The organism is Patescibacteria group bacterium, assembly GCA_018830295.1.
Classification (GTDB): domain Bacteria; phylum Patescibacteriota; class Minisyncoccia; order Portnoybacterales; family UBA2143; genus JAHJSM01.
In genome coordinates this window covers 79,201-100,775 of record JAHJSM010000002.1, presented here as the reverse complement: position 1 = coordinate 100,775, position 21,575 = coordinate 79,201, and the positions used below count along the sequence as shown (strand labels likewise).

Annotated in this window: 22 protein-coding genes and 1 tRNA gene; 3 read left to right on the top strand and 20 right to left on the bottom strand. The window is 42.6% G+C overall.

What is annotated here, in order from left to right; genetic code table 11:
• Positions 1 to 10: 10 nt before the first annotated feature.
• The 5 genes from KKF19_03170 to KKF19_03150 form a co-directional block, all read right to left on the bottom strand.
• The gene (locus KKF19_03170; protein MBU2579925.1) at positions 11 to 841 is read right to left on the bottom strand and encodes a hypothetical protein; all 831 of its coding nucleotides are present in this window, start codon (positions 839 to 841) and stop codon (positions 11 to 13) included.
• A 168-nt stretch (positions 842 to 1,009) separates the two neighbouring features.
• Positions 1,010 to 1,696 (bottom strand): hypothetical protein, encoded by a 687-nt coding sequence (locus KKF19_03165; GenBank protein ID MBU2579924.1) that lies wholly within the window; start codon positions 1,694 to 1,696, stop codon positions 1,010 to 1,012.
• Between the two features lie 154 nt (positions 1,697 to 1,850).
• Entirely contained in the window at positions 1,851 to 3,710 is a 1,860-nt protein-coding gene (dnaK, locus tag KKF19_03160; protein ID MBU2579923.1) for a molecular chaperone DnaK, read from the bottom strand.
• Positions 3,711 to 3,722: 12 nt separating this feature from the next.
• The gene (locus tag KKF19_03155; GenBank protein ID MBU2579922.1) at positions 3,723 to 4,172 is read right to left on the bottom strand and encodes an Hsp20/alpha crystallin family protein; all 450 of its coding nucleotides are present in this window, start codon (positions 4,170 to 4,172) and stop codon (positions 3,723 to 3,725) included.
• Between the two features lie 120 nt (positions 4,173 to 4,292).
• Entirely contained in the window at positions 4,293 to 4,799 is a 507-nt protein-coding gene (locus KKF19_03150; protein MBU2579921.1) for a nucleotide exchange factor GrpE, read from the bottom strand.
• 351 nt (positions 4,800 to 5,150) lie between these two features.
• Between KKF19_03150 and KKF19_03145 the strand changes: the two genes are divergently transcribed.
• From KKF19_03145 to recR, 3 genes are read left to right on the top strand one after another with little or no spacing between them, the layout of a single operon-like run.
• Positions 5,151 to 6,065, top strand: coding sequence for a magnesium transporter CorA family protein (locus KKF19_03145; protein MBU2579920.1), 915 nt, complete (start codon positions 5,151 to 5,153; stop codon positions 6,063 to 6,065).
• Positions 6,056 to 7,408: a replicative DNA helicase gene (dnaB, locus tag KKF19_03140; protein MBU2579919.1), complete on the top strand. Its 1,353-nt coding sequence runs from the start codon at positions 6,056 to 6,058 to the stop codon at positions 7,406 to 7,408. The genes KKF19_03145 and dnaB overlap by 10 nt, the downstream gene beginning before the upstream one ends.
• 1 nt (position 7,409) lies before the next feature.
• Positions 7,410 to 8,006, top strand: a complete 597-nt coding sequence (recR, locus tag KKF19_03135) for a recombination mediator RecR (GenBank protein ID MBU2579918.1) — start codon at positions 7,410 to 7,412, stop codon at positions 8,004 to 8,006.
• On the opposite strand, the gene rplU is transcribed toward recR, so the two are convergent.
• From rplU to KKF19_03060, 15 genes are all read right to left on the bottom strand, one after another.
• Positions 7,989 to 8,312, bottom strand: a complete 324-nt coding sequence (gene rplU, locus KKF19_03130; GenBank protein MBU2579917.1) for a 50S ribosomal protein L21 — start codon at positions 8,310 to 8,312, stop codon at positions 7,989 to 7,991. The genes recR and rplU overlap by 18 nt on opposite strands.
• A gap of 195 nt (positions 8,313 to 8,507) precedes the next feature.
• Entirely contained in the window at positions 8,508 to 9,542 is a 1,035-nt protein-coding gene (locus KKF19_03125; GenBank protein ID MBU2579916.1) for a DNA recombination protein RmuC, read from the bottom strand.
• Positions 9,543 to 9,582: 40 nt separating this feature from the next.
• A complete protein-coding gene (locus KKF19_03120) occupies positions 9,583 to 10,545 on the bottom strand; it encodes a sodium:calcium antiporter (protein MBU2579915.1) in 963 nt (320 codons plus the stop codon).
• Between the two features lie 3 nt (positions 10,546 to 10,548).
• Positions 10,549 to 13,215, bottom strand: coding sequence for an HAD-IC family P-type ATPase (locus tag KKF19_03115; protein MBU2579914.1), 2,667 nt, complete (start codon positions 13,213 to 13,215; stop codon positions 10,549 to 10,551).
• 82 nt (positions 13,216 to 13,297) lie between these two features.
• Positions 13,298 to 13,552 carry a hypothetical protein gene (locus KKF19_03110; GenBank protein MBU2579913.1) on the bottom strand — a complete coding sequence of 85 codons (255 nt, stop codon included), beginning with the start codon at positions 13,550 to 13,552 and terminating at the stop codon, positions 13,298 to 13,300.
• 110 nt (positions 13,553 to 13,662) lie between these two features.
• Positions 13,663 to 14,385 (bottom strand): prolipoprotein diacylglyceryl transferase, encoded by a 723-nt coding sequence (locus tag KKF19_03105; GenBank protein ID MBU2579912.1) that lies wholly within the window; start codon positions 14,383 to 14,385, stop codon positions 13,663 to 13,665.
• A 48-nt stretch (positions 14,386 to 14,433) separates the two neighbouring features.
• Positions 14,434 to 15,327: a tRNA 4-thiouridine(8) synthase ThiI gene (locus KKF19_03100; protein MBU2579911.1), complete on the bottom strand. Its 894-nt coding sequence runs from the start codon at positions 15,325 to 15,327 to the stop codon at positions 14,434 to 14,436.
• 18 nt (positions 15,328 to 15,345) lie between these two features.
• On the bottom strand, positions 15,346 to 15,600 hold the full coding sequence (locus tag KKF19_03095; protein MBU2579910.1) for a hypothetical protein: 255 nt from the start codon (positions 15,598 to 15,600) through the stop codon (positions 15,346 to 15,348).
• Positions 15,601 to 15,620: 20 nt separating this feature from the next.
• Positions 15,621 to 15,692: transfer RNA gene (locus KKF19_03090), tRNA-Glu, on the bottom strand.
• 27 nt (positions 15,693 to 15,719) lie between these two features.
• The gene (locus tag KKF19_03085) at positions 15,720 to 17,012 is read right to left on the bottom strand and encodes a UDP-N-acetylmuramoyl-tripeptide--D-alanyl-D-alanine ligase (GenBank protein ID MBU2579909.1); all 1,293 of its coding nucleotides are present in this window, start codon (positions 17,010 to 17,012) and stop codon (positions 15,720 to 15,722) included.
• A 150-nt stretch (positions 17,013 to 17,162) separates the two neighbouring features.
• Positions 17,163 to 18,884, bottom strand: a complete 1,722-nt coding sequence (locus tag KKF19_03080) for a penicillin-binding protein 2 (protein MBU2579908.1) — start codon at positions 18,882 to 18,884, stop codon at positions 17,163 to 17,165.
• A gap of 4 nt (positions 18,885 to 18,888) precedes the next feature.
• A complete protein-coding gene (locus KKF19_03075; protein MBU2579907.1) occupies positions 18,889 to 19,218 on the bottom strand; it encodes a hypothetical protein in 330 nt (109 codons plus the stop codon).
• Entirely contained in the window at positions 19,215 to 20,093 is an 879-nt protein-coding gene (rsmH, locus tag KKF19_03070; GenBank protein ID MBU2579906.1) for a 16S rRNA (cytosine(1402)-N(4))-methyltransferase RsmH, read from the bottom strand. The genes KKF19_03075 and rsmH overlap by 4 nt, the downstream gene beginning before the upstream one ends.
• A gap of 4 nt (positions 20,094 to 20,097) precedes the next feature.
• Positions 20,098 to 20,529, bottom strand: coding sequence for a division/cell wall cluster transcriptional repressor MraZ (mraZ, locus tag KKF19_03065; GenBank protein ID MBU2579905.1), 432 nt, complete (start codon positions 20,527 to 20,529; stop codon positions 20,098 to 20,100).
• Positions 20,530 to 20,827: 298 nt separating this feature from the next.
• Positions 20,828 to 21,574: a prepilin-type N-terminal cleavage/methylation domain-containing protein gene (locus KKF19_03060; protein ID MBU2579904.1), complete on the bottom strand. Its 747-nt coding sequence runs from the start codon at positions 21,572 to 21,574 to the stop codon at positions 20,828 to 20,830.
• Between the last annotated feature and the right edge of the window lies 1 nt (position 21,575).

Sequence of the window (21,575 nt, the reverse complement as noted above, 5' to 3'; positions counted from 1 at the left end):
CTTTTCTGGATTACTTCATATCCTCACCATACAATTTCCACCATAGCGCCCTGTCTTTGTAATATTGCTCCACGGCATTATCTATTTTTACAAAAACAGGAGCTACTTCCAGCGCCATCTGAAAACGATTTACCAAAGCCGTATCATAATATGGCAAGGACAAATCAGCTTTCTCAACAAACGCCTCAACAAGAACCCAGGCGCGAATTCCGAATATCCCAAACAAACTGGTAAAATCAGTCGCGCCGGCCAAAACAATATCTTCTGTGGTAATTTTCGCCACCCGAGACAATGCCCTTTCAAACAAATTTGGATATTGCCTATCCATCTCTTTCCCAATTCCAGTCGAGATTGCCTGAACATTTTTATCCTCTTCAGACCCCGGCAAAATATTCTGCCAAATTTTAATCTCGCTTTCTTTTAAAGACGCGATTTTCGCCCAATTAAATTCGGGAACCAAAAATCCGTCCTTGCTATAAATTTCTTTCCCATCAAGAGAATAAAACCTCTTTCCGCTTCGGGAAGAAATGACAGCTTTTTGAGTAAGGTCAATTTCAGATTTATGCGCGACAATCATAAACTTCTTTTGATTGCCAACATAAACCCGAGCCCCAAGAAAAGAATCGCCATTTTCAAAATGCAAATAATGATTCCTCCCCGGCTCCGACCTTTCAAGAATCGGATTAATCTCCGCCCAAATAACGCAATAAGGCGTCTCTTCAGGCAAAACTAAATCCTTTGAAATGTCCTTCTCCGCCATAATATATCGCCGACCGCCGCATCCAAATAGAGCGGCAAAAAGAAAAACCGATACTAACATTGCTATCGTAATTCTTTTCATTCTCCACCTTCCTCTCGCCGCGAAACGGCAGTTTATAATTATTATTTAATTTTCAAAGATCTTTCAAAACCTCCTTTTTGGACAAAAACCTTTTTCCGCCCAAAAAGCAAATTTCCAAACCCCGAGGGGACAGTCCCCGCAACAGGGACTGTCCCCGTCTTTGTGTTTTTACTCTCCCCTTCTCTTCTCTATTTCCTCGCCAATAGAAGTAAATCCCTCGCCCGAACGCCCATCGCTTCCTTCACCTCTTAACCATTTCCTCAAAACCCATCCAACGCCGATTAAAAATCCAATTAAAGCGCCTAAAACCGAGCCGAACAATAAACCAAGAGTCATTGGTCTTTCGCTCGCCAACGGCTCATCCAAAACCTTTAACGCGACATTATCTCCGCCACCATGATAAAAATTATGTTCCGTTAACAAAACATCGGTAATCGCGCGACTAATCTGTTCTGCTTTTTCTTTTTCAGGATAAAAAACATTAATTTCCATCACGCCTAAATCGCGGACAATAATCGCCTGAACGGTTTTTTCCCATTCTTTTCGCCTTTCTTTTGGCTTAGACGGAAAATCCGCTTCATCTACGCCATAAGGCAATTGAATAACTTTTTCAAAAAAACTATCTGAATAAATCCCCTCTTTCAAAATACGAACAAGATATTGCGCCGATTTAGAAACCGTATAAATATCCTGCCCCGCCACTTGCTTTTGAACAACCAAAATTTTTGAATTAGCTTTATAATCCGGCGCTTGAATTACCATTAAATCAAAAATCAAAACAGCGCCCAAAATAGTCGCCCAAAAAACAAGCCACTTTTTCCCTAAAACAATTTTCCCCGCTTTCTTATAATTCATATTTTTTGTAATAAAAAATGCCTGTATCTCAGGCAATCGCATCTTAACAAGATTATACTATTTTTGTCAAGGGTTTTTGGTAATTTTGGGGGCTGCCCCCGTTGCGGGGGCAGCCCCCATCTTAACCCCGCAACGGGGACTGTCCCTGTCATAATTACTCTTTCACCTCTTCATACTCCCCTTCCACTGTTTTATCTTTTATCTCCGGTTCCGATTGCTCTGCTTTTTCTTTTTCAACATCTTTATACAATTGCGCGCCAATTTTTTGAATTTCCTGCGACAAATCATCAATCGCTTTTTTTAATTCATCTATCGCCGCGCTGTCTTTCGCTTTTTTGAGCGCCTCTAATTTTTCGTCCACATTTTTTCTGTCTTCCTCTTTAACCTTATCGCCCGAATCCTTCAAGGCCTTCTCCGTTGAGGAAATAAGCGTATCCGCTTGATTGCGCGCGTCAATCAATTCTTTCTTTTTGCGGTCATCAACTGCGTGCGTTTCCGCTTCCATTTTCATTTTTTCAATTTCTTCCTTTGACAAAGCCGAAGAATCCGTAATCGTAATATGTTGCTCCTTACCCGTCGCCTTATCTGCCGCCTTGACATTCAAAATTCCATTCGCGTCAATATCAAACGAAACCTCAATCTGCGGAACGCCCCTCGGCGCGGGCGGAATGCCGTCTAAAATAAATCGTCCAAGTGTTCTGTTATCCGCCGCCATTGGTCTTTCGCCTTGTAGAATATGAATATCCACCGCTGGCTGACTATCAGCCGCCGTGGAAAAAACCTGGCTTTTAGAAGTCGGGATCGTCGCGTTTCGTTCAATCAAAGGCGTTAAAACCCCGCCCAGTGTTTCAATCCCCAATGTCAAAGGCGTCACATCTAATAGTTGTATCTCCCTCATATCTCCGCCTAAAACCGCGCCCTGAATCGCCGCGCCCATCGCGACGCACTCCATCGGGTCAACCCCTCTCTCAATTTTGCCTCCAATGTAGTCCTCAACAAATTTTTGCAAAATCGGCATTCTTGTCGGTCCGCCGACTAAAATAACTTTCGTAATATCGGTCGGCGTCAATTTCGCGTCATTCAACGCCTGCTCCATCGGCTTGCGACATTTTTCAACAATCGGCTTAATTAATTCTTCCAGTTTCGCTCTCGTAATTTTCATGACTAAATGCTTTGGTCCTTCGGCGCCAGCGCTCAAAAAAGGCAAATTAAGGTCTGTCTCTAAAGTGGAAGAAAGTTCAATCTTCGCTTTTTCCGCCGCCTCTATTACTCTCTGTAAGGCGGTTTTGTCTTGTTTCAAATCAATGCCATTATCTTTTTTAAATTTCTCAACAATGTAATCCGACAAAACCTTATCCATATCTGTTCCGCCTAGTTCTGTGTCGCCCGAAGTTGATTTAACCTCAAATCCGCTTGTCTTGCCTTTTTCATCATCCTCGTCAACCGAGAACATTTCCAAAATCGTAATATCTAAAGTTCCGCCTCCAAAATCAAAAACAAGCGCTTTCTCTTCTTTGCCTGCTTTATCAACGCCGTAAGCGAGCGAAGCGGCGGTCGGCTCGTTAATAATGCGAACCACTTCCAGTCCCGCGATCGCGCCCGCGTCTTTAGTCGCTTGTCTTTGCGCGTCGCTGAAATAGGCGGGAACGGTAATAACGGCTTTTGTCACCGGCTCGCCCAAAAACCTTTCCGCGTCCTTTTTAATTTTCTGCAAAACAAAAGCCGATAACTGCTGGGGCGTATATTCCTTGCCCCCCAAAAGATACTTTTCCTTCGTCCCCATTTTGCGCTTAAAAGCGCTCGCCGTGTTTTCGGGATTGGTCACCGCTTGCCGTCGCGCTGGCTCGCCCACCAAAAGTTCGCCATCTTTCGTCATGGCGACATAAGAAGGAAACGCCTTTCCGCCTCCGACAATCGTTCCCTCGGCTGAAGGAATAATCACCGGCTTCCCCGCCTCAACAACCGCCGCGGCGGAATTAGATGTCCCTAAATCAATACCAATTATTTTACTCATAGTTTTTAAAAATTATTTTATTTTTATCGGCACTTGACTCGCTTGAGACGCCTTCTTTGATGCCTTAGGCATTGTGATCTTAAGCAATCCCCCGATAGCTTCCGCGCTCGCTTTCTTTTCCAAAACCTGCGCGGGCAATTTAATCATTCTACGAAATGCTCCTTTTCTAATCTCCTTCCGCAAATAATCCTTTTCTTTAATTTCTTCTTTCGCTTCGCTCTTGCCTTGAATAATTAAGACATTATTCTCAATAGAAATATCAATATTCTCCGGCTTCATTCCGCCTAAAGAAACCTCTAAATAGAGATTATTTTTGTCCTGATAAATATCCACCGACGGCTCTTCCAATTGAAAAGGCATCTGAGGCAAAAAAGGCATCATTCCGTTTTCCTCACCTCCAAATAATTCTGGAAGATCCGCGGGCTTCTCAAAATCCTTAAATGGCTGCCATTTAATAGGCATAAATACGCATTGCTGACGGCTTTTCTTTCTACTGTTAAATTATAACCCTAGAAAAATTAACTGCCAACTAAATAAATTAACATTGGGGGCTGCCCCCCGCAACGGGGGCAGCCCCCTTATTTATTTCCCTACCTTCACTCGACTTACTCTCAAAACTTTTTCTCCTAAAAAATATCCTTTTTGAACTTCCTCAACAACAATCCCCGATTCCTCTTCCGACTCAACCTGCTCAATCGCCTCGTGCAGTTCGGGATTAAACTTTTCCCCAACCGCCTCAATCGCCTTGACTCCGCGTTTTCCCAAAACCGCCTCCAACTGCTCCTTAATCAATCCAACTCCTTCATTCTCCCGCGCGCCCATTTCTAAACTATCCAAAACAGGAAGCAACTCCCGAATCAGACCGTCGCTTGCCCGCTTCACAATCTCCTCCAAAGCCCCCTCCTGTCGCCTCCGATAATTAATCAAATCAGCCCCAGCCCTCTGCGCCTGGTTTAAATACCCCTCCTTCTCCTTCTGACATTCCTTCAACTTCTTCCGCAACCGCTTCAATTTCCCCCCAAGTCCCTCCGCGTCCAAGTCCTCATTGATATATACCGTCGTATCTTTTTCGTTTTCTTTTTTATTCATCGCAAATTATCTTACCACAATCCTACCACTTTAGCAAAAAAATATCAAGAATGATGGACTGGGGACAGTCCCCCGTCTTAGGGGGCTGCCCCCCCATTCGGCTTTACCAAAGCCGAATTATACAACCCCCAAATTTTTGCAAAGAAATTTTAACAAAAAGGTTATGTCAAAAAGGTCAGACCTTTAATCTTTAAAAAGTGTTCAACCCTGAAGGTTGAACACTTTTTAAATCCCATGGGGGCTGCCCCCGTTGCGGGGGCAGCCCCCGTCTTAACTCCGCGGGGACTGTCCCCGGTTTAAAAAATATGGTAATATGAAAATGATTAAAAAAATAAATAACTTAACAAAATTATGAAAAAAATAACAGCCAATAATATCAATTGGATTGACATTCAAAATCCAAAACAAAAAGACCTGGACGAACTCAAGGAAAAATTCAACCTCCATCCCTTTATCGTCCAGCAGTTTCTACCCAATCTTCACCGTCCTAAAATAGAGGAATATCCCGAACAACTTTTCCTCGTCCTCTATTTTCCCGTTTACGACCCTGAAACCCGCCAAACCGAGCCCGTTGAATTGGACTTAATTGTCGTCGGCGACACTTTAATTACCAGCCACAACGAAAACATTCCTTCTCTGGAAACATTTTTTAACGATTGCCAAGTTCAGGATTACCACCAAGCGCAATATTTCAAAAGCCGAGGGCATTTGCTCTTTAGTTTGCTTGACTGGCTCATTGACTCTTGCCTGCCAATGCTTGACCACATCAGCGAAAAAATTGAAGAAATTGAACACAATGTTTTCCAAGGAAAAGAAAAAGAAATGCTTGCCGAAATTTCCATTATTAAAAAAGATATTATTGATTTCCGCCGCGCCGTTAAACCCCAGCGTTCGGTCTTGGAAATACTGGGCAAAAAATCGCTGCGATTTTTCGGAACAGCGCTCAAACCCCTTACACAAGAGGTTATTGGTTCATCAATCAGGGTCTGGAACGCCCTTGAAAACCACAGCGAACTTGTCGCTTCCATTGAACAGACAAACAATTCCTTGCTCTCTTACAAATTAAACGATATTATGAAGTTTCTGACTGTCGTTTCTTTTATCACCTTCCCTTTAAGCGTCATTGTCGGATTTTTCGGAATGAATGTCTTTAGCAATATCCCATCGATTGAAAGAGGTCAATATACATGGCTTATAGTTCTCGCGATTATGTTCTTCACTACAGGAATAATGGTCGCCTATTTCAAAAAGAAAAAATGGTTGTAAAGAAAAAAATTGAAGGTCGTCTCCCGCCACAAAACATTGAAGCCGAACAATCTGTTCTTGGCTCTTTAATGCTGGACAAAAAAGCGATTATTAAGATCGCCGATACGCTCGCGCCCGAGGATTTTTATAAACGAATTCACAGCGATATTTACGAAACGATGCTCGGTCTTTACGCAAAAAACGAACCGATCGACCTTTTAAGTTTGACCAACCGTTTGGAAGAAAAAAACCAGTTGAAAGAAATGGGTGGCGCCAGTTATTTGACGACCTTAGTCAACGCCGTTCCCACGGCCGCACATATCGTCCATTACGCCAAAATTGTCAAAAGCAAAAAAACCCTGCGCGATTTAATTGAAGCGTCCGACCAAATCGCCCAATTAAGTTACGGCGAGCCGGAAGATGTGGAACATTTGGTTGATTCGTCCGAACAGAAAATTTTCAGCATTTCGCAAAAAACAATTGGACAAAAATTCGTTCTCATTAAAGACAGTTTAGAGGAGGCCTTTGAGAGAATAGATAAACTCCACCGAGGCGACGAAATGACTAGGGGTGTACCGACTGGATATCCTGATTTAGACAATTATTTAGCTGGCTTTCAAAAATCGGATATGATTATTCTCGCCGCCCGACCAAGTTTAGGTAAAACCACGCTAGCGCTTGATTTCGCCCGCAACGCGGCAGTAAAAAACAAAGTTCCCGTGGCGATTTTCAGTATTGAAATGGCAAAAGAACAGTTAATTGACCGTCTAATTTGCGCGCAAGCGAAAGTTGACCTCTGGCGGATGAGAACAGGAAAACTCTCGGGCGAAGGACCTGATAACGACTTTCAAAGAATTCAAAAAGCGATGGATGAATTATCAAGCGCTCCTATTTACATTGACGACTCGCCCTCCCCGACAATTATGCAAATGCGGACGATGGCGCGGCGTCTCCAATCAGAACATGATTTGGGGTTAATTATGATTGACTACATCCAAATGATTCTTCCTCGCAATCCAAGCGATCCGCCCGTCCAACAAATGACCGAAATATCTCGTTCCCTCAAAGGGCTTGCTCGCGAACTTAATCTCCCTGTCCTCGCCCTTTCCCAGTTAAGCCGCGCCGTTGAAAGCCGATCCCCTTCCATTCCTAAACTTTCCGACCTTCGCGATTCAGGCGCGATCGAACAAGACGCTGATGTCGTCCTCTTTATTTACCGCGAAGATAAAGACCGAGAAAACAGCGAAAGAAAAAACATCGCCGACATTTTCGTCGCTAAACACCGCAATGGTCCAACCGGAAAGATAGAACTCTTCTTCAATGAAAGCCAAGTCAGCTTCAAGAATTTAGAGAAATATATGTAATATGCCCCCTGAACAAATCAAAAAATTATCATCACAATTAAGCAAACTTCCCGACATCGGACCTCGCGCCGCTACACGGCTCGTTTTTTATTTAATCAGCCAAAGCCAAGACGACCTTGACCAACTCTCCTCCTTAATTAAAAATATAAAAAACGAAATTCATCTCTGCCCCCAATGCTTCAACATCGCCGAAAGCGAAAAACTCTGCCTTATCTGCCAAAACACCAAAAGGGACAAAAGCATCATCTGCGTTGTGGAAAATATCCTCAATATTCCTCCTATTGAAAAAACAGGGCAATATCAAGGGCTCTACCATGTTTTAGGCGGACTCATCTCCCCCGCCGACAACTTCGGCCCGGACAAACTAAAAATCAGGGAACTTATTCAAAGAGTAAAAAACGCCCAAAACGAAATTAAAGAAATAATTTTCGCTTTAAGCCCGACAACCGAAGGAGATACAACTACTCTCTATATAGAACGCCTCCTTGCCCCCTTAAAAATAAAAACAAGCCGCTTAGCGCGCGGCCTCTCAACTGGAAGCGACTTAGAATACACCGACGAAAACACCCTCTCCAACGCACTAAGAGGTAGAAAGTAAAATGCCCGTTATCTCAATTTCCGTATACGGCTGACGATGACCAGTTTTCTTTTGGTATCGCTTTTTGGCTTTGTATTTAAAAATAATAATTTTCTTGGCCTTATCTTGCGCCAGGACCTTCGCCTTAACTTTGGCGCCCTTAATAAAAGGAGCGCCTATTTTAACTTCTTCCTTGTCGTCTACAACTAACAAAACCTCATCAAAAACAACCTCTTTTTTATCAGCGGTATCTATCTTCTCTATTTTAATTTTATCGCCGACGGAAACCAAATATTGTTTCCCGCCCGTTTTTATAACTGCAAACATATAAATAAAATTTTCAATTTCTAATTTTCAATTTTCAATGAATTTTCAATTTTACAATCTTCAAACCATCAAACCGTCTCTTTTTTTGTCATTCCCGCGCCCGTCTGCAACGCTATAGCAATTGCGGGCGGGTTTGAAAATTTAATTATTGAAAATTGTTTGAAAATTGAGAATTGAAAATTGAGAATTATTCTCTTATTCTGCTACCGGCTTATCTATCTCCTTAACCTTCATCTTTGACTCCCCCTCCGTGATTTTCATGACATCCTTGTCTATTTTCCCAAACTCTTTATAGGCGCTGTTATACATTTTAACCGTTGTCCCTAAATTACTGCCCATTTTCTGTAAATATGTTTCGTAACTATTCAAATGCTTAGCGAGCGCTTCCACTCCTTTTCGTATTCCCTTGGCTGACTCTTCTATCTGTAAAGCCCGCAAGCCCTGCAAAACTGTCTGTAAATAAGCGTGAAAAGAAGTTGGCGAAACAATAATCACATGCCTGTCCTGAAAAGCGTATTCAATCAAATCACGCGTGTTGACTTTAATCGCGCCTATCCGATTGACCAATAAATCGTAATAAATTCCTTCTGAAGGAATAAACATAAAAGCGAAGTCCATCGTTCCTTTTTTAGGTTTGATATATTTCGCCGTTTCGTCAATTCGCGCTTTCAGGTCAATCTTAAATCTCTTCTCTAATTGCGCTCTTCTATTCGCGTCCTTCTCTTTAACAATCCTGTTGTAATTATCCAAAGAAAATTTTGAATCAATCGGAAGAATTTTGTCTTTAATAAAAACCGCCGCGTCAACTATTTCCCCATCGCCCAAATCATACTGCATCTGATAGCCGCTTGGCGGAAGGACATTTTTCAAAACTGTCTCCAAATAATACTCTCCCAATATACCTCTTTGTTTCGGATTAGTCAAAATATTTTCCAGCGATTGCAACTGTTCCGCGAATCCCATGACCTGCTTATTGGTATCGTCCAACTTTGTCAGCCGCTCCGTCACATTGCGGATAATCTTCGCGTTCTGTCCCGACTGCTCCTGAATCGCCCTCGCCGACTCGTTCATTTTGCCGTCCATCGCCTGACTTAATTGGCTCAACTGCTGTTGAAGCATCAAAAACGATTCGCCGTTTCCTTCTCCGCTCTTTTTTTTAAACAATAAAAAAAGACCAATGCTTAATCCAAGAATAATAAGAACTAAAAGTGAAATAATGAAATACTCCATAACCCAACATTATCACACTCAATCAAAAAACTCAATACCCCTACCCATTCTGCCCAAACAGAAACTCCGCGACAATAAAAGACAAATAAACCAACAAAAGAAAAATCGCCTCCTTCTTGGAAACCCTTTTCCCCGTCCGCGAAAATATTAGAAAAAACATCGCCGAAATCACCAAGAAAAATCTCGCAATCACAAAAGGCGAAAAATTGGTAATTTCTATCGGATGGATTAAAACAACAATTCCTAAAACTAAGGTCACCGGCAAAATAACGGCGCCAAGTAAATTACCGAGAACCATCCAATCCTTGCCCTTTTTCGCCGCCTGGATGCTAAAAAAAATCTCTGGCATGGTATTCCCAATACTAACCGCAAACATTCCAACCAGCGTTAGAGGCAAACCCAGCATACTTGAAAAATAAACTGCCGAATTAACAATTCCCTCCGTGGCGAATAAAAGCAAAGCCACAGCCGCCAAGATCCCTCCTAAGCCCTTGAAAAAACTCTTCGCGGTAATCGGGTCTGTGTTATGGTTATACGCCTTGCTAAATCTTTCTTTTTTGCGAAAAAGCCAAAAACTATAAATAAGAAAGGCAAAAATTAGCACAACGCCGTCTGGGCGGGAAAGGTTTCCATCAAAAATCAAAATCAAGGGTAAAATAGCAATGATTAAAGTAAAAACAGCGCTGACTTGAACGGTTTTTCCGGAAACCCTTAGACCATTTCTTGAAACCAAAGCCGCTAAGGCGACCGTTACGGTCAGGTCAATTATATTTCCTCCGACAATTTCTCCAAAAGAAAGATGGGAAATCCCGCGCAAGGCAGAACTTAATCCCACGGAAAGATTAGGGATGGAACTAGCAAGAGCCATTGTAAAAAAAGCAACTATAAATTCTTTCCAGCCAAAAAATTTAGCGATTTTTGTTAACGCTCCAACCAGCCATTTGCTGGAAAAAATCAAAACAAGAAACGAAACAACAAAAATTAAAAATTGATTTAAAATCATAATTTATTTCCTTCGCCTGCTTATGAACCAATACTTCGTCGCCTCAATTAAAACCATATTCAAAAATCCCACTCCAAGGACAAGCGACCAATCAAAAAGATTTAATGGAACAGTTCTTAAAAATTTCTGCAGTAAGGGAATATAAAGAGCCGCGACCAGCATCAAGACCCCCGACAGCCAGGCGTAAATTAAATATCTATTGGAAAATATATTTATCTGCCAAATATTTCTTCGCAAACTTTTACAGGAAAAAATATAAAACAAAGAACCGATAGCCAAGCCGGCAAAAATAATTGAGCGAATGCGCGATATGTCATATTCTGTGTATCTCAAAAGCCAGTAAAGCAATCCGAGTAAAAGAAAGTCTGTCATAATCCCAATAATAAAAATCAAAATCTTCATCTTTTTATCCAACAAAGAAAGACCATAGTCCTTGGGTTTCTGCCGCATCACATCCTTTTCTCTTTTTTCAAACGCCAAACTAATGCCAATCGGACCGTCCACAATCAAATTTATCCATAATATTTGAGCCGCCAAAACAGGCAATGGCCATCCAAAAAACAAACTAACGCCAATTAAAATAATTTCCGTAAAACCGCTGGACAACAAATAAGTAATGACTTTCCTAATATTATCAATAATCGTCCTGCCTTCCCCTATCGCCGCCACAATAATGTTAAAATTATCCGTCAAAAGAACCATATCGGAAACATCTTTCGCCACATCCGTTCCTGAACCCAGCGCGACGCCAATATCCGCCCGCCTTAAAGCCGGCGCGTCATTAATGCCGTCGCCCGTCATCGCGACAACTTCGCCTCTTTTTTTCCAAGCGTTGACAATTCTTAATTTTTGAGCTGGCTCAACCCGAGCGTAAATCTGAACTTTTTTGAGACATTTTTCAAGTTCTTTGTCAGACATCTTCGCCAAATCCTTCCCTTCTAAAATATCCTCCTCTTTAATATTAAAACCGAGTTTAGACGCGACCATCCAAGCAGTCAATTTGTGGTCACCCGTAACAATAATCGGTCTCATCCCCGCCCGCCTGCAAATATCCATGACCTCTTTTGTGCCTGGTCTAATCGGGTCATGTAAGGTGAAAAGCCCGACAAAAACCATTTCTTTATGTTTTTCCTCTTCGTCTCTGTCTATCGCCTGCTCTTTTGTTTCTTTGTAAGCAACCGCGAGAACTCTTAAACCGCTCTTTGTTAAATCATCAATTTTGTTTTTAATTTTCGCGAAATCGCTCAAAAGAAGTTTTTCTTTTTTTCCGCCGCTGTCTAAAGAACCAGACATAGAAAGAATTTTTTCGGGCGAACCAACAAGATAAAGAATATTTTTCTCATCGTTCAATTTACGCAAACTAACCGCGTATTTGTAATAAGGGTCAAAAAAAAGTTTATCAATCAACGGCTGTTTCTCTTCAAGTTCTCTTTTAGAAAGACCCGCTTGAATGCCCGCCAAAAGCAGAGCTCTTTCCGTGGGAGCGCCGCGAACTATCCATTCACTCGTCGGCTCGTCAAGATTTTCAACAAACGCCTCGTTGCAAAGCATTGCCATTTTCATAACCCTAATATGCCGCTCCTTATGATTCCCATTTTTGTTTTTTACGAACCCGCCGCCTTTGAAAAGTTCGTTCGCGCCAGTGAAAATACCAGCAACGCTCATTTTGGCTTCCGTTAATGTCCCTGTCTTGTCCGTCAAAATTATTGAAGTGCTGCCTAATGTTTCCGCAGAAGCAAGTTTTCTAACCAAGCCCTTTTTTTTCAAAATTCTTCCCATTCCCAACGCCAAAACAACCGTCATGGCTATCGGCAAGCCCTCGGGAATAGCCGCCACCGCCACCGCGATTGAAATAGTAAAAATTTCAACAAAATTTTCCCCCCTTAAAATTCCTTCAAGAAAAATTCCAAAAGAAGCGATAATAACAACTATGCTCACAATCTTTCCAAGACGAGATAATTTCTTTTGATAGGGAGTTTCTTTCTCCCCCCCCTCTCTGACCATTTCCGCGATTTGCCCGACTTCCGCCGACGCGCCCGTTTTGACTACGACCGCTTTTGCCCACCCGCTTTCAATAATCGTTCCCATATACGCCATATTATCCCTGTCCGCGAGCGGCGTTTCCTTTGGCAAAACCGCCGCGTTTTTTTTAGCGGCAAGCCATTCGCCCGTTAAAACCGACTCGTTAATTGTTAAATGGCGCGCTTCAATAATCCGCGCGTCAGCCGGAACTTTATTTCCCGCCCTTAAAAAAACAATATCGCCCGGAACAATATTTTTTCGCAAAATCTCTCTTTCCTCGCCGCCGCGGAAAACAACCGCTTTCGCTTGTAAAACCTTTTTCAATTTTTCAAGCGCTTGGCTCGCCTTGTCCTCCTGTAAATAGCCGATAATCGTATTCAAAAAAACAGCGGCAAAAATAACAACGCTGTCTGTGTAATCGTCCAAAAGAAAAGCAACAACGCCCGCAATGATTAAGATATATATCAACGGGCTCTTGATTTGCCTCAAAAACAATCTAATTTTTGAAGAAGATTTTTCCGAAGGAATTTCATTCAACCCATACCTTCCCAGCCGCTTTTCCGCCTCTCTCTCGCTCAACCCGCCGACCCTCGTCTTCAATTCCTCAATTGTCTTCTTAACCGAAAAACTATGCCATGATTTGACCATGCTTCTATTATACAATAAAAATTACAAAAATAAAAACCGCTCATTGGCTCTTTATTTGCCAACAAGCGGTTGTCTGTTGTTTTTAGTGTCTTCCATCGCCGTTTCCGCCTCCGTTTCCGTTTCCGTTATATCCATTTCCATTTTTCCTATCCAGCGCCGCGCAACTTACTTTTGGTTTGCGCGGATAAAGAATTGGTTCCCCTGTCACCTTACAAAAAGGAAATTCCATCCCCATTATCCAACGAGGATGTTCCTTTTCAATAAAGTCGCACTCCGAGCAAAAAATCATTTCTTCCATATTAGGCATCATCTCGTACCCCCTTTCAGATGCTCCCATCTATTAAATTATTAAAAAACTATATCTTAACTATATTTTACCAGTTAGAGAGTTAATCACAAGGAAAGTTCTCCACAGCCCCCCAACTGCTTCATATTATAAACTAATTATCAAAACCTGTCAATACCAGTCGGCTTTACTAAAGCCGAATAAAACAAAAACGCGCTCACTCCCGCTAAAATAAGCAAAGACATCCACTGACTAATCATTAAATTATAATAAATCAACTCTGTGTCCGCCGCCCGCGTAAAATCAAGAAAAAATCGCGCTACATTATACCAAACCAAAAAAATAATAAACAATTGTCCTCGCTTTTTGACAAAAAAACGAATTCGCCATAAAACAAAAAACATAATTAACGCGTTAAGCGCCAAATACTCCGCAACTGGATGCCTCAAAGCCCCGTCAGGCCACTCAATCGCCCAAGGCAAATCTGTTAAAACCCCCGGATGGTCATTAATTAAGGAACAGCCAATCCGTCCGATAAAAATTCCCAAAGCGAGCGCCGGCGCCGCCAAATCAGCCAGTCGCCCAAAATTCAACTTATTTTTCCCAGCGTAAAGCCAGCCCGCCAGCATCCCGCCCAAAAGACCTCCGTGAAAAGCGAATCCCCCAGCGCTAAATTGTAGAAAATATAAAAAACGGGAGCCCAAAAGCGCTCCTCCAAAAACCCAAAGCACAAGCAAAAAAATCTCTTTCTCTTTAACCCCCTCCCTCTTCGCCCCCCTCAAAAAAATCCAATAACCAACCAAAAAAGCTAACCACAAAAGCGTCCCCCATGTCTGGAAAGTAATTGGTCCGATATGAAATTGAGTAAAAGAAAAATAAGGCATAAGTGAGATAATGGGGGCTGCCCCCGCAACGGGGGCAGCCCCCAAAACTTAAGAATATTTTCTCATCAGCTCTTTCGCTTTTTTCACTATCTCCTCCGAAATTTCTCCCTTGCTTCTCACTAAAACCGTCGGACCGGGATAATCTTCTGGCTCCATCACAACATCTTTTTCCTCGGACAATTTTTTAATTTCCGCGTTTTCTCCCTCATTCCGTCCCACAACAATTTTGTCATCCCCAACCCAAAAATGGCGCCCCAATTTCAACAGCAAAACATCGTTCCCATCGCAATCCGGCCAGCGTTTAAAAAGTTCTTTCAGGCGTTTGCCAAATTCTGGATCTGTCAAAAGACACCCGCCCGACGGCGTCGGGTAATCCTTGAGGCCAAATTCTTCCGCCAAAGTCATCTGCTCTTTTCTCTGCCGCCCCGAAATGGCCAAAAGTTTTTCCCTCTCAACCCAACCGTCTTTTTCAGGAATGGTCGGCTCAAGTAACCGCGCCGACAAAGGGCGAAGCAAATACCCCGAAAGTCCCGACTCTTTTTCCAACAATTCCAACGCCCCCTTATTCTGCGACATCGGTCGCTCCCCCAAAACCTCCCCTGTCGCGACAAAATGTGTTCGGCTATCGGATAGCCGAATTATCTCTTTCGCTTTTTTTAACATCATTAAGTGGCAATCAATACATGGATTCGCGTTTTTGCCGTATCCATAAACGGGCGACTTAACCATTTTTAAATGTTCGTCCGAAATATCAACTATTTTTAAATCTATTCCCAACCATTCAGCCGCCCTTTCGGCTAACTCTGATTTAAAAAAATAACTGGCAAAACATAAGCCAGTTACGACAACCCCCTGTTTTTGTAAAATTTTGACAGCCAAAATAGAATCCAGGCCGCCCGACAAAAGCGCCAAGCATTTTACTTTGGTCTTTCCGTTTTTCATAAAAATTTGAGTAGTTATCTACGCCGCTTTATACACCTCGTCGCCTTCTCGCGCGTGTTGAGCGACTTTCAACCCAAACATATCCCCCTTTTTCGCTTTCTTAACTTCTTGATGCTCCACTTGCATTGAATCAATCGCTTGCTCAAAATCGCTCGTCGACCCCTTAATATGAATTTTATCGCCTACTTCCAGCCCTCCCTTAACAACCTCAATAACCGCCACCCCAATATTGGTGAAATAATGAGTAACCCTTCCAATTAATTGTTCTGCCATCTTTTTCACCCCCTTTCGCGTAGCCCTAAGGGGAATCGAACCCCTGTTGCCAGAATGAGAATCTGGAGTCCTAACCACTAGACGATAGGGCCAATAGACAAGTCCGACTTTATTGTGCCTCAAATAACTTGATTTGTCCATCCTCGCCCTTGTCTGACCAACAACTTATCCGCTTTTTCAGGTTCAGCCATAATCTCTTTAACAACCCCTTCCATCCGCATTGATTGCGACCCTTTGACTAAAATAATATCGCCCTCCGCGATTTTTTCTTGAACCGCCAAGGCCGCTTTTTGAACATCAGAAAAATCAAAAATATTTTCTCGCGGCATTCCTTTTTGCCGCGCCTCATCAGCGATAAAACGCGCGCGGTCGCCAACTGTAAAAAGCAAATCAGCCACCTTGGCCGCCCTCGCGCCTATTTGCCGATGCGCTATTTCCATATTATTACCCAGTTCCAACATATCGCCCAAAACAACTATTTTCCTGCGCGAATCCCCAACCTCTTCCAAAATATCTAAAGCCGCCAAAACAGCGAGCGGCGAAGCGTTGTAACTATCGTCAAGAACATAACTATTTTTAATTCCCTTTAATAAATTAGTCCGACCAGGTAAGGCGCGATACCTTTTAACCGCCCTTGAAATATCAACTAAATTCAACCCAAAAAAAACGCCCACGCTCGTCGCGGCCGCGGCCGTAGAAGCTTGCTGTTTGCCCAAAACCCCAGGCAATCTCATCGGAACAGCGCTTCCCTTATAATCAATCTTAAAATTAATTCCAAAGTCGTTTTTCTCTAAATCGCCGATTCTCATCTGATAATTATCTATTCGCAAATCAGCCCCTTCCCCAAATCCATACTGAATAACGCGAACTTTTTCTGGCAAATCGTCACCAACCATCCGAACCGACAAATCGTCATAATTCAAAACAGCCAAACCGCCCGCGGGCAACGATTTGAGTAAAAGCGCCTTCTCCTCAACTAACCTCCCTTTTTCTGGAAAAAATTCTATATGAACCGGAAATTCGCCAATCGCCGTCATCACGCCGACATCAACCGGGACAAAACTCATCAAATATTTCATATCTCCCGGCTTATCAATCCCCATTTCCAAAATCAATATCTCCGGATAATTCTTTTCCCAAATAATAGTTTTCGACGCTTTCAAAAATATTTTCAGCCAGCGCCAAACCGAATTGCCGCCCGTTTCCGAACCCAAAATAGTCAAAGGAACTCCTAGTTCATTATTATAATTTTTAATATTCCGCCGCGCCTTAAAATGCCGCCTCAAAACGCGGTAAATCGCCTCCTTCGCGCCCGTCTTCCCAACGCTCCCCGTAATGCCAACCACCCGCGGACGATAACGCCAAAGAATTATCTGCGATAAAATTTTGAGGATGTATTGGAGAATAGACATAATTTTCAAGTTTCAATTTCCAATTTTCAATGAATTTTCAATTCTATAATTTTCAATTTTTTAATTCCTGAATTTTTTTTCTTGTCTTTTCTTGTTTGAAAATTAATTCATTGAGAATTGTTTGGAAATTGAAAATTGGAAATTGAAAATTTACCGTGGCGGTATTTCTAAATACTGCAATAAATATTCCGTCAACCGCCTAAAAACAGGACTAACCGAATCCGAAGCGAAACGAATGCCTTGCGGCTTATCCATCTTGATTAAAATCACAAACCTTGGCTCAAAAGCGGGCGCGAACCCGACAAAACTATGAATCGTCTCCTCTGAATACCCGCCATTTTCAGAATCAGCCATTTGCGCCGTTCCCGTTTTGCCGGCGATATCATAGCCCGAAATCCTCGCTGGCTTTCCAAAACCATTCTCCACCACGCTCACAAGCATCTTCGTCACCTCTTTGGCCGTCTCCGAAGATACCACCTTCCCGCTAACTTGCGGCTCCGTCACAACCTCCTTCCCATCTGGATAAACTATCTTTTCAACCACAAAAGGCCTCATTAATTTTCCCTCATTGGCAAGCGCCCCGATAGCGGCCACCATACCCAAAGAGCTGACTGTAATCCCCTGCCCAAAAGAAATCGTCGCCAAATTAATTTCTCTCTCGCTGAATAAGTTGCTAATATCTCCTGCCGTTTCTCCCGCCAAATCCACGCCCGTCGGCAAATCAAAATTAAATCTTTGGATATAGTCCTGAAATGTCTCTATGTCAGTCGCCCGCTGGACGAAAACCGCGCCCGTGTTAAGCGACTTTTCCAAAACCTGCGTCATCGTCTGCTCCCCGTAACTCTTCCCGTCAACATTATTAATCACGCTCCCCTTAATTCTAATTTGCCCTTCGTCAACATAAGTTGTTTGAGGGGTGACCGAACCGCTGTCTATCCCAATCGCCATAGTAACTGGCTTAAAAACCGAACCCAACTCATATGCTTTTTGGGTTGACGAATTAAGAAAAACATCAATATCTTCCACAACGCTATATTCATTCGGGTCAAAAACAGGCCAGTTCGCCATTGCTCGAATCGCCCCGCTTTTCGGCTCCATGATAATAATACTACCGCTCTCCGCGTTCCATTGTTCCACTAATTGTCGAAGTTCTTTTTCCGCCTTAAATTGAATATTTTGGTCAACAGTCAAAATCAAATCCGCTCCGTCTTCAGCCGGTTCCATCTCGTCGTTTAAAAAAGGAATCCAATAGCCGGCCACATCTTTCTTGCCCTTAATAGAGCCCGCCTCGCCGCTTAATTTATCCTCATAATACCCTTCCAAGCCGTACTGCCCTGTTTTTCCCTCATCAGAGTCGCCCACAAATCCAGTCAAATGGCAAGACGAAGAGATATTAGGGTAATAACGCCAGGTCTCCGGAGCCAATCCAACCCCTTCAATTTTAAGTTCCTCAATTTTTTGAGCCGCCTCTTGGCTAATTTTGCTCTTAAGCGGCTCATAAGGGTCGTCTTTTTTATTAATTCTTTGCCAAACTGTCTCCTTGTCTAAATCAAGAATTGCGGAAAGCTTGTCAGCTAATTCATCTTTGCGCTCTTCGGGAATATCCTTTGGAATAAGATAGGCCTTTTGAAATTCTCTATTAACGGCTAATGGGTGATAAACCGCTTGCCCCGTTCTTTGAAGAGCGGATAAGTCCTGCGTAAAAATCTCGCCTCGTTCTGGAAATAACTCCCGATAAAAATCCTGCTTATTCTGCGCCGAAGCGCTAAACGAGTCATACTGTAAAATTTGGAGAGAAAATAAACGGGCAAAAATCCCGCTTCCAGTCAACAAAACAACAACCGCCAATAAATAAATCCGCCAGTGCTTCATAATCTTAATCCTTCACCGCTACCATCTTCTCCTTTTCTAAATAAATGATTTCTCCCGCCTCAACCATTCCCAACGATTGAACTAAATTTTCCAAATTAGACGGCGAGCGCCATTGCGCCACAAGAGATTCTAAGTCGCGCGCTTCCGTTTCCAAAACCGTGATTCGCTCTTTCTGTTCCCTAATTTCATAACTGCAGCCAACTAAATTATTCGCCTGAACCAAACAAAAAACCACGGAACAAAAAATGGAAAAACAAATCAGCGCGCTCAAAGCAAACATACCTCGATCATGTCCCCTCCCTCCAAACTTTTTTGATTTAATATAAGCAGTCATAGTTTTGTCGCCGCCCTCATCTTCGCGCTCCTGCTCCGAGGATTATCTCGAACTTCCTCCGCCCCCGGAACAATCGGCTTTTCGGTCAAAATTTTCAGCCCGTCCTTTTTTGCCTCTTCGCGAAAAAAATTTTTAACGATTTTATCTTCCAATGACTGAAACGAAATTACCGCCAGCCGTCCACCTTTTTCTAAGAGTCGTAACACTTGCGGCAAAACCCTTTCTAAATTTTCAAGTTCGCCGTTGACAACTATTCTTAATGCCTGAAAAACCCTTGTCGCTAAATGAATTTTTTGATGTCTCTGGCTCGCCGGAATCGCTTTTCTAATAATTTCTGTCAACTGGCGAGTCGTCTTAATCCGCTCGCTTTTCCTCTCCTGACAAATCGCCCGAGCGATTCTCTGGGCGAATCTTTCCCCGCCATATTTATCAAAAATCTTCGTCAGTTCTTTCTCTGTCCATCGGTTAATAATTTCCTCCGCCGTCAATTCTCTTTCCCCGTCAGAACGCATATCTAATGGCTCATCTCCTCGAAAAGAAAATCCGCGCCCGCTTTCCTCTATCTGCCACGAAGACATTCCCACATCAAGCAAAATCCCGCTTACTTTATTAAAATTATTTTCCTCCGCGATTTTTTCCAAATCGGCAAAACTCCCCTGAACCAAAACTAATCTTTCATCCAACGGCTCCTTTTTTAAAATTTCCACAACATCCTCATCCAACTCAATCCCCAAAACTCTTCCATCTGGCTTATTCCTCTCCAACAACTCCGCGCTATGCCCTCCAAATCCATAAGTCCCGTCAATAAAATCCTCTCCCGACTTCGGGTCTAAATATTCCAAAACCTCTTTCAAAAGAACAGGAATATGATTCATATTTTTATATCCCCAACTCATTCATTTTCTCCGCGATATCCTCCGCCTTCTCGGCCGTCTGCTTCTTATACGCCTCCCACTTCTCCTCGTCCCAAATTTCAATCCTGTTATAAAGACCGGCAAGAACCACTCTTTTCCCCAAACCAGCATATTTTTTTAAATAATCAGGGACAAGCGCTCTGCCAAGCCCATCCAAAGAAACATCCATCGCCCCCGCCAACATCAAACGCGCGAAAGCCCGACTGTCCGAACGACTAATCGGCAACTCCGACAATTTCTTAGCGAGTTTCTCCCACTCTTTCATCGGATACAAATAGAGACAGTTATCCAACCCTCTTGTTAAGACGGCCTTTTTGCCTAAATCCTTCCGAAATTTGACCGGCACCGCCAGTCGTTTTTTAGCGTCAACCGTATGACAGTATTCTCCAATAAACATAATTGTTATCCCCAGAATTCGGACTTATCCCCACACTTATCCACATTTCTCTACTACATATCCATTATATTCCACCAACCCTACCCTGTCAAACACCTCAAAACCCAAAGAAAAAACGGCTAACCAAAGCCGTTCCACTACATTTTATCTAATTTTATCCCCAAGAAGCATCCCGAGGGGACAGTCCCCCGTCTTCGGGGGCTGCCCCCGTCTTAATTTTGAAAATAAAAAGACGGCGAGAAAAATTTATTTCTATCGCCGTCTAGTTGATTTAACGAAGCAACCCTCTTTGCTCTCGTTAGTTTGTTATTGGTTGAATCAGAGGAATCATCTCTCCGAGAAGATAAACATCTTTTTCTAAAGATCCGACAGATTCAATGTTGTTATCTTTTGTTGTATTGACCGTGTCTGTTGCCCGCGATTCTAAAGATGATTTATTTTCCTGTTTAGCGTTCCGTTCAGCAGATTTTATCAACTTAAAATCTTTTTCCCTAATCTCCGACCAAAAAGAAGCGCCTTTTTTACCGTCTATATGGAACCAGAGTTTGTCGTCTCCTTCCAAAATTCCAATAACGGTTGCTTCGCCCCATTTTGTCAGAATGCGATCGCCCGAACGAAAACCAAACTTTTTGCATACTCCAGAAGTATCAAAGATACCGAGACCGCCATTGATTCGACGATATGCCATTTTGCCTTCTTTGCTAAACCGTTTAGATTCTTCAATAACAATCTGGTCAAGATGTTTTTGACGAAGATTATATGCTTTCTTTTCCTGATCAGAAAGATCTGCTTTTGCGATAATCTTACGCGCAATTCCGATCATTTGATCTTTTACTATATTATCAATTTCTTCTTTATTTTTTTTATACCGGTCCTGCTCATTGTTAGTTAATGATTCTTGGACGATAATTTTGCTAACAATTTTATCGTTCGTATCGTTGAAAAAAATAGGGATAATTATTGCTGATGATATACCTATTATCGCCACAAATATCATTAATTCCACGAGAGAGAACCCCTTTGAATTATGATACGCCTTTTTCATA

Bases quoted from the DNA above. Each gene is read 5' to 3' on its own strand.
- dnaK (MBU2579923.1), bottom strand. From the start codon at position 3,710: ATGAGTAAAATAATTGGTATTGATTTAGGGACATCTAATTCCGCCGCG.
- rplU (MBU2579917.1), bottom strand. From the start codon at position 8,312: ATGTTTGCAGTTATAAAAACGGGCGGGAAACAATATTTGGTTTCCGTC.
- KKF19_03165 (MBU2579924.1), bottom strand. From the start codon at position 1,696: ATGAATTATAAGAAAGCGGGGAAAATTGTTTTAGGGAAAAAGTGGCTT.
- dnaB (MBU2579919.1), top strand. From the start codon at position 6,056: ATGGTTGTAAAGAAAAAAATTGAAGGTCGTCTCCCGCCACAAAACATT.
- KKF19_03075 (MBU2579907.1), bottom strand. From the start codon at position 19,218: ATGACTGCTTATATTAAATCAAAAAAGTTTGGAGGGAGGGGACATGAT.
- KKF19_03150 (MBU2579921.1), bottom strand. From the start codon at position 4,799: ATGAATAAAAAAGAAAACGAAAAAGATACGACGGTATATATCAATGAG.
- KKF19_03080 (MBU2579908.1), bottom strand. From the start codon at position 18,884: ATGAAGCACTGGCGGATTTATTTATTGGCGGTTGTTGTTTTGTTGACT.
- KKF19_03145 (MBU2579920.1), top strand. From the start codon at position 5,151: ATGAAAAAAATAACAGCCAATAATATCAATTGGATTGACATTCAAAAT.
- KKF19_03170 (MBU2579925.1), bottom strand. From the start codon at position 841: ATGAAAAGAATTACGATAGCAATGTTAGTATCGGTTTTTCTTTTTGCC.
- KKF19_03115 (MBU2579914.1), bottom strand. From the start codon at position 13,215: ATGGTCAAATCATGGCATAGTTTTTCGGTTAAGAAGACAATTGAGGAA.
- KKF19_03095 (MBU2579910.1), bottom strand. From the start codon at position 15,600: ATGGCAGAACAATTAATTGGAAGGGTTACTCATTATTTCACCAATATT.
- rsmH (MBU2579906.1), bottom strand. From the start codon at position 20,093: ATGAATCATATTCCTGTTCTTTTGAAAGAGGTTTTGGAATATTTAGAC.
- KKF19_03120 (MBU2579915.1), bottom strand. From the start codon at position 10,545: ATGATTTTAAATCAATTTTTAATTTTTGTTGTTTCGTTTCTTGTTTTG.
- KKF19_03100 (MBU2579911.1), bottom strand. From the start codon at position 15,327: ATGAAAAACGGAAAGACCAAAGTAAAATGCTTGGCGCTTTTGTCGGGC.
- KKF19_03125 (MBU2579916.1), bottom strand. From the start codon at position 9,542: ATGGAGTATTTCATTATTTCACTTTTAGTTCTTATTATTCTTGGATTA.
- KKF19_03060 (MBU2579904.1), bottom strand. From the start codon at position 21,574: ATGAAAAAGGCGTATCATAATTCAAAGGGGTTCTCTCTCGTGGAATTA.
- KKF19_03105 (MBU2579912.1), bottom strand. From the start codon at position 14,385: ATGCCTTATTTTTCTTTTACTCAATTTCATATCGGACCAATTACTTTC.
- KKF19_03155 (MBU2579922.1), bottom strand. From the start codon at position 4,172: ATGCCTATTAAATGGCAGCCATTTAAGGATTTTGAGAAGCCCGCGGAT.
- mraZ (MBU2579905.1), bottom strand. From the start codon at position 20,529: ATGTTTATTGGAGAATACTGTCATACGGTTGACGCTAAAAAACGACTG.
- recR (MBU2579918.1), top strand. From the start codon at position 7,410: ATGCCCCCTGAACAAATCAAAAAATTATCATCACAATTAAGCAAACTT.
- KKF19_03085 (MBU2579909.1), bottom strand. From the start codon at position 17,012: ATGTCTATTCTCCAATACATCCTCAAAATTTTATCGCAGATAATTCTT.
- KKF19_03110 (MBU2579913.1), bottom strand. From the start codon at position 13,552: ATGGGAGCATCTGAAAGGGGGTACGAGATGATGCCTAATATGGAAGAA.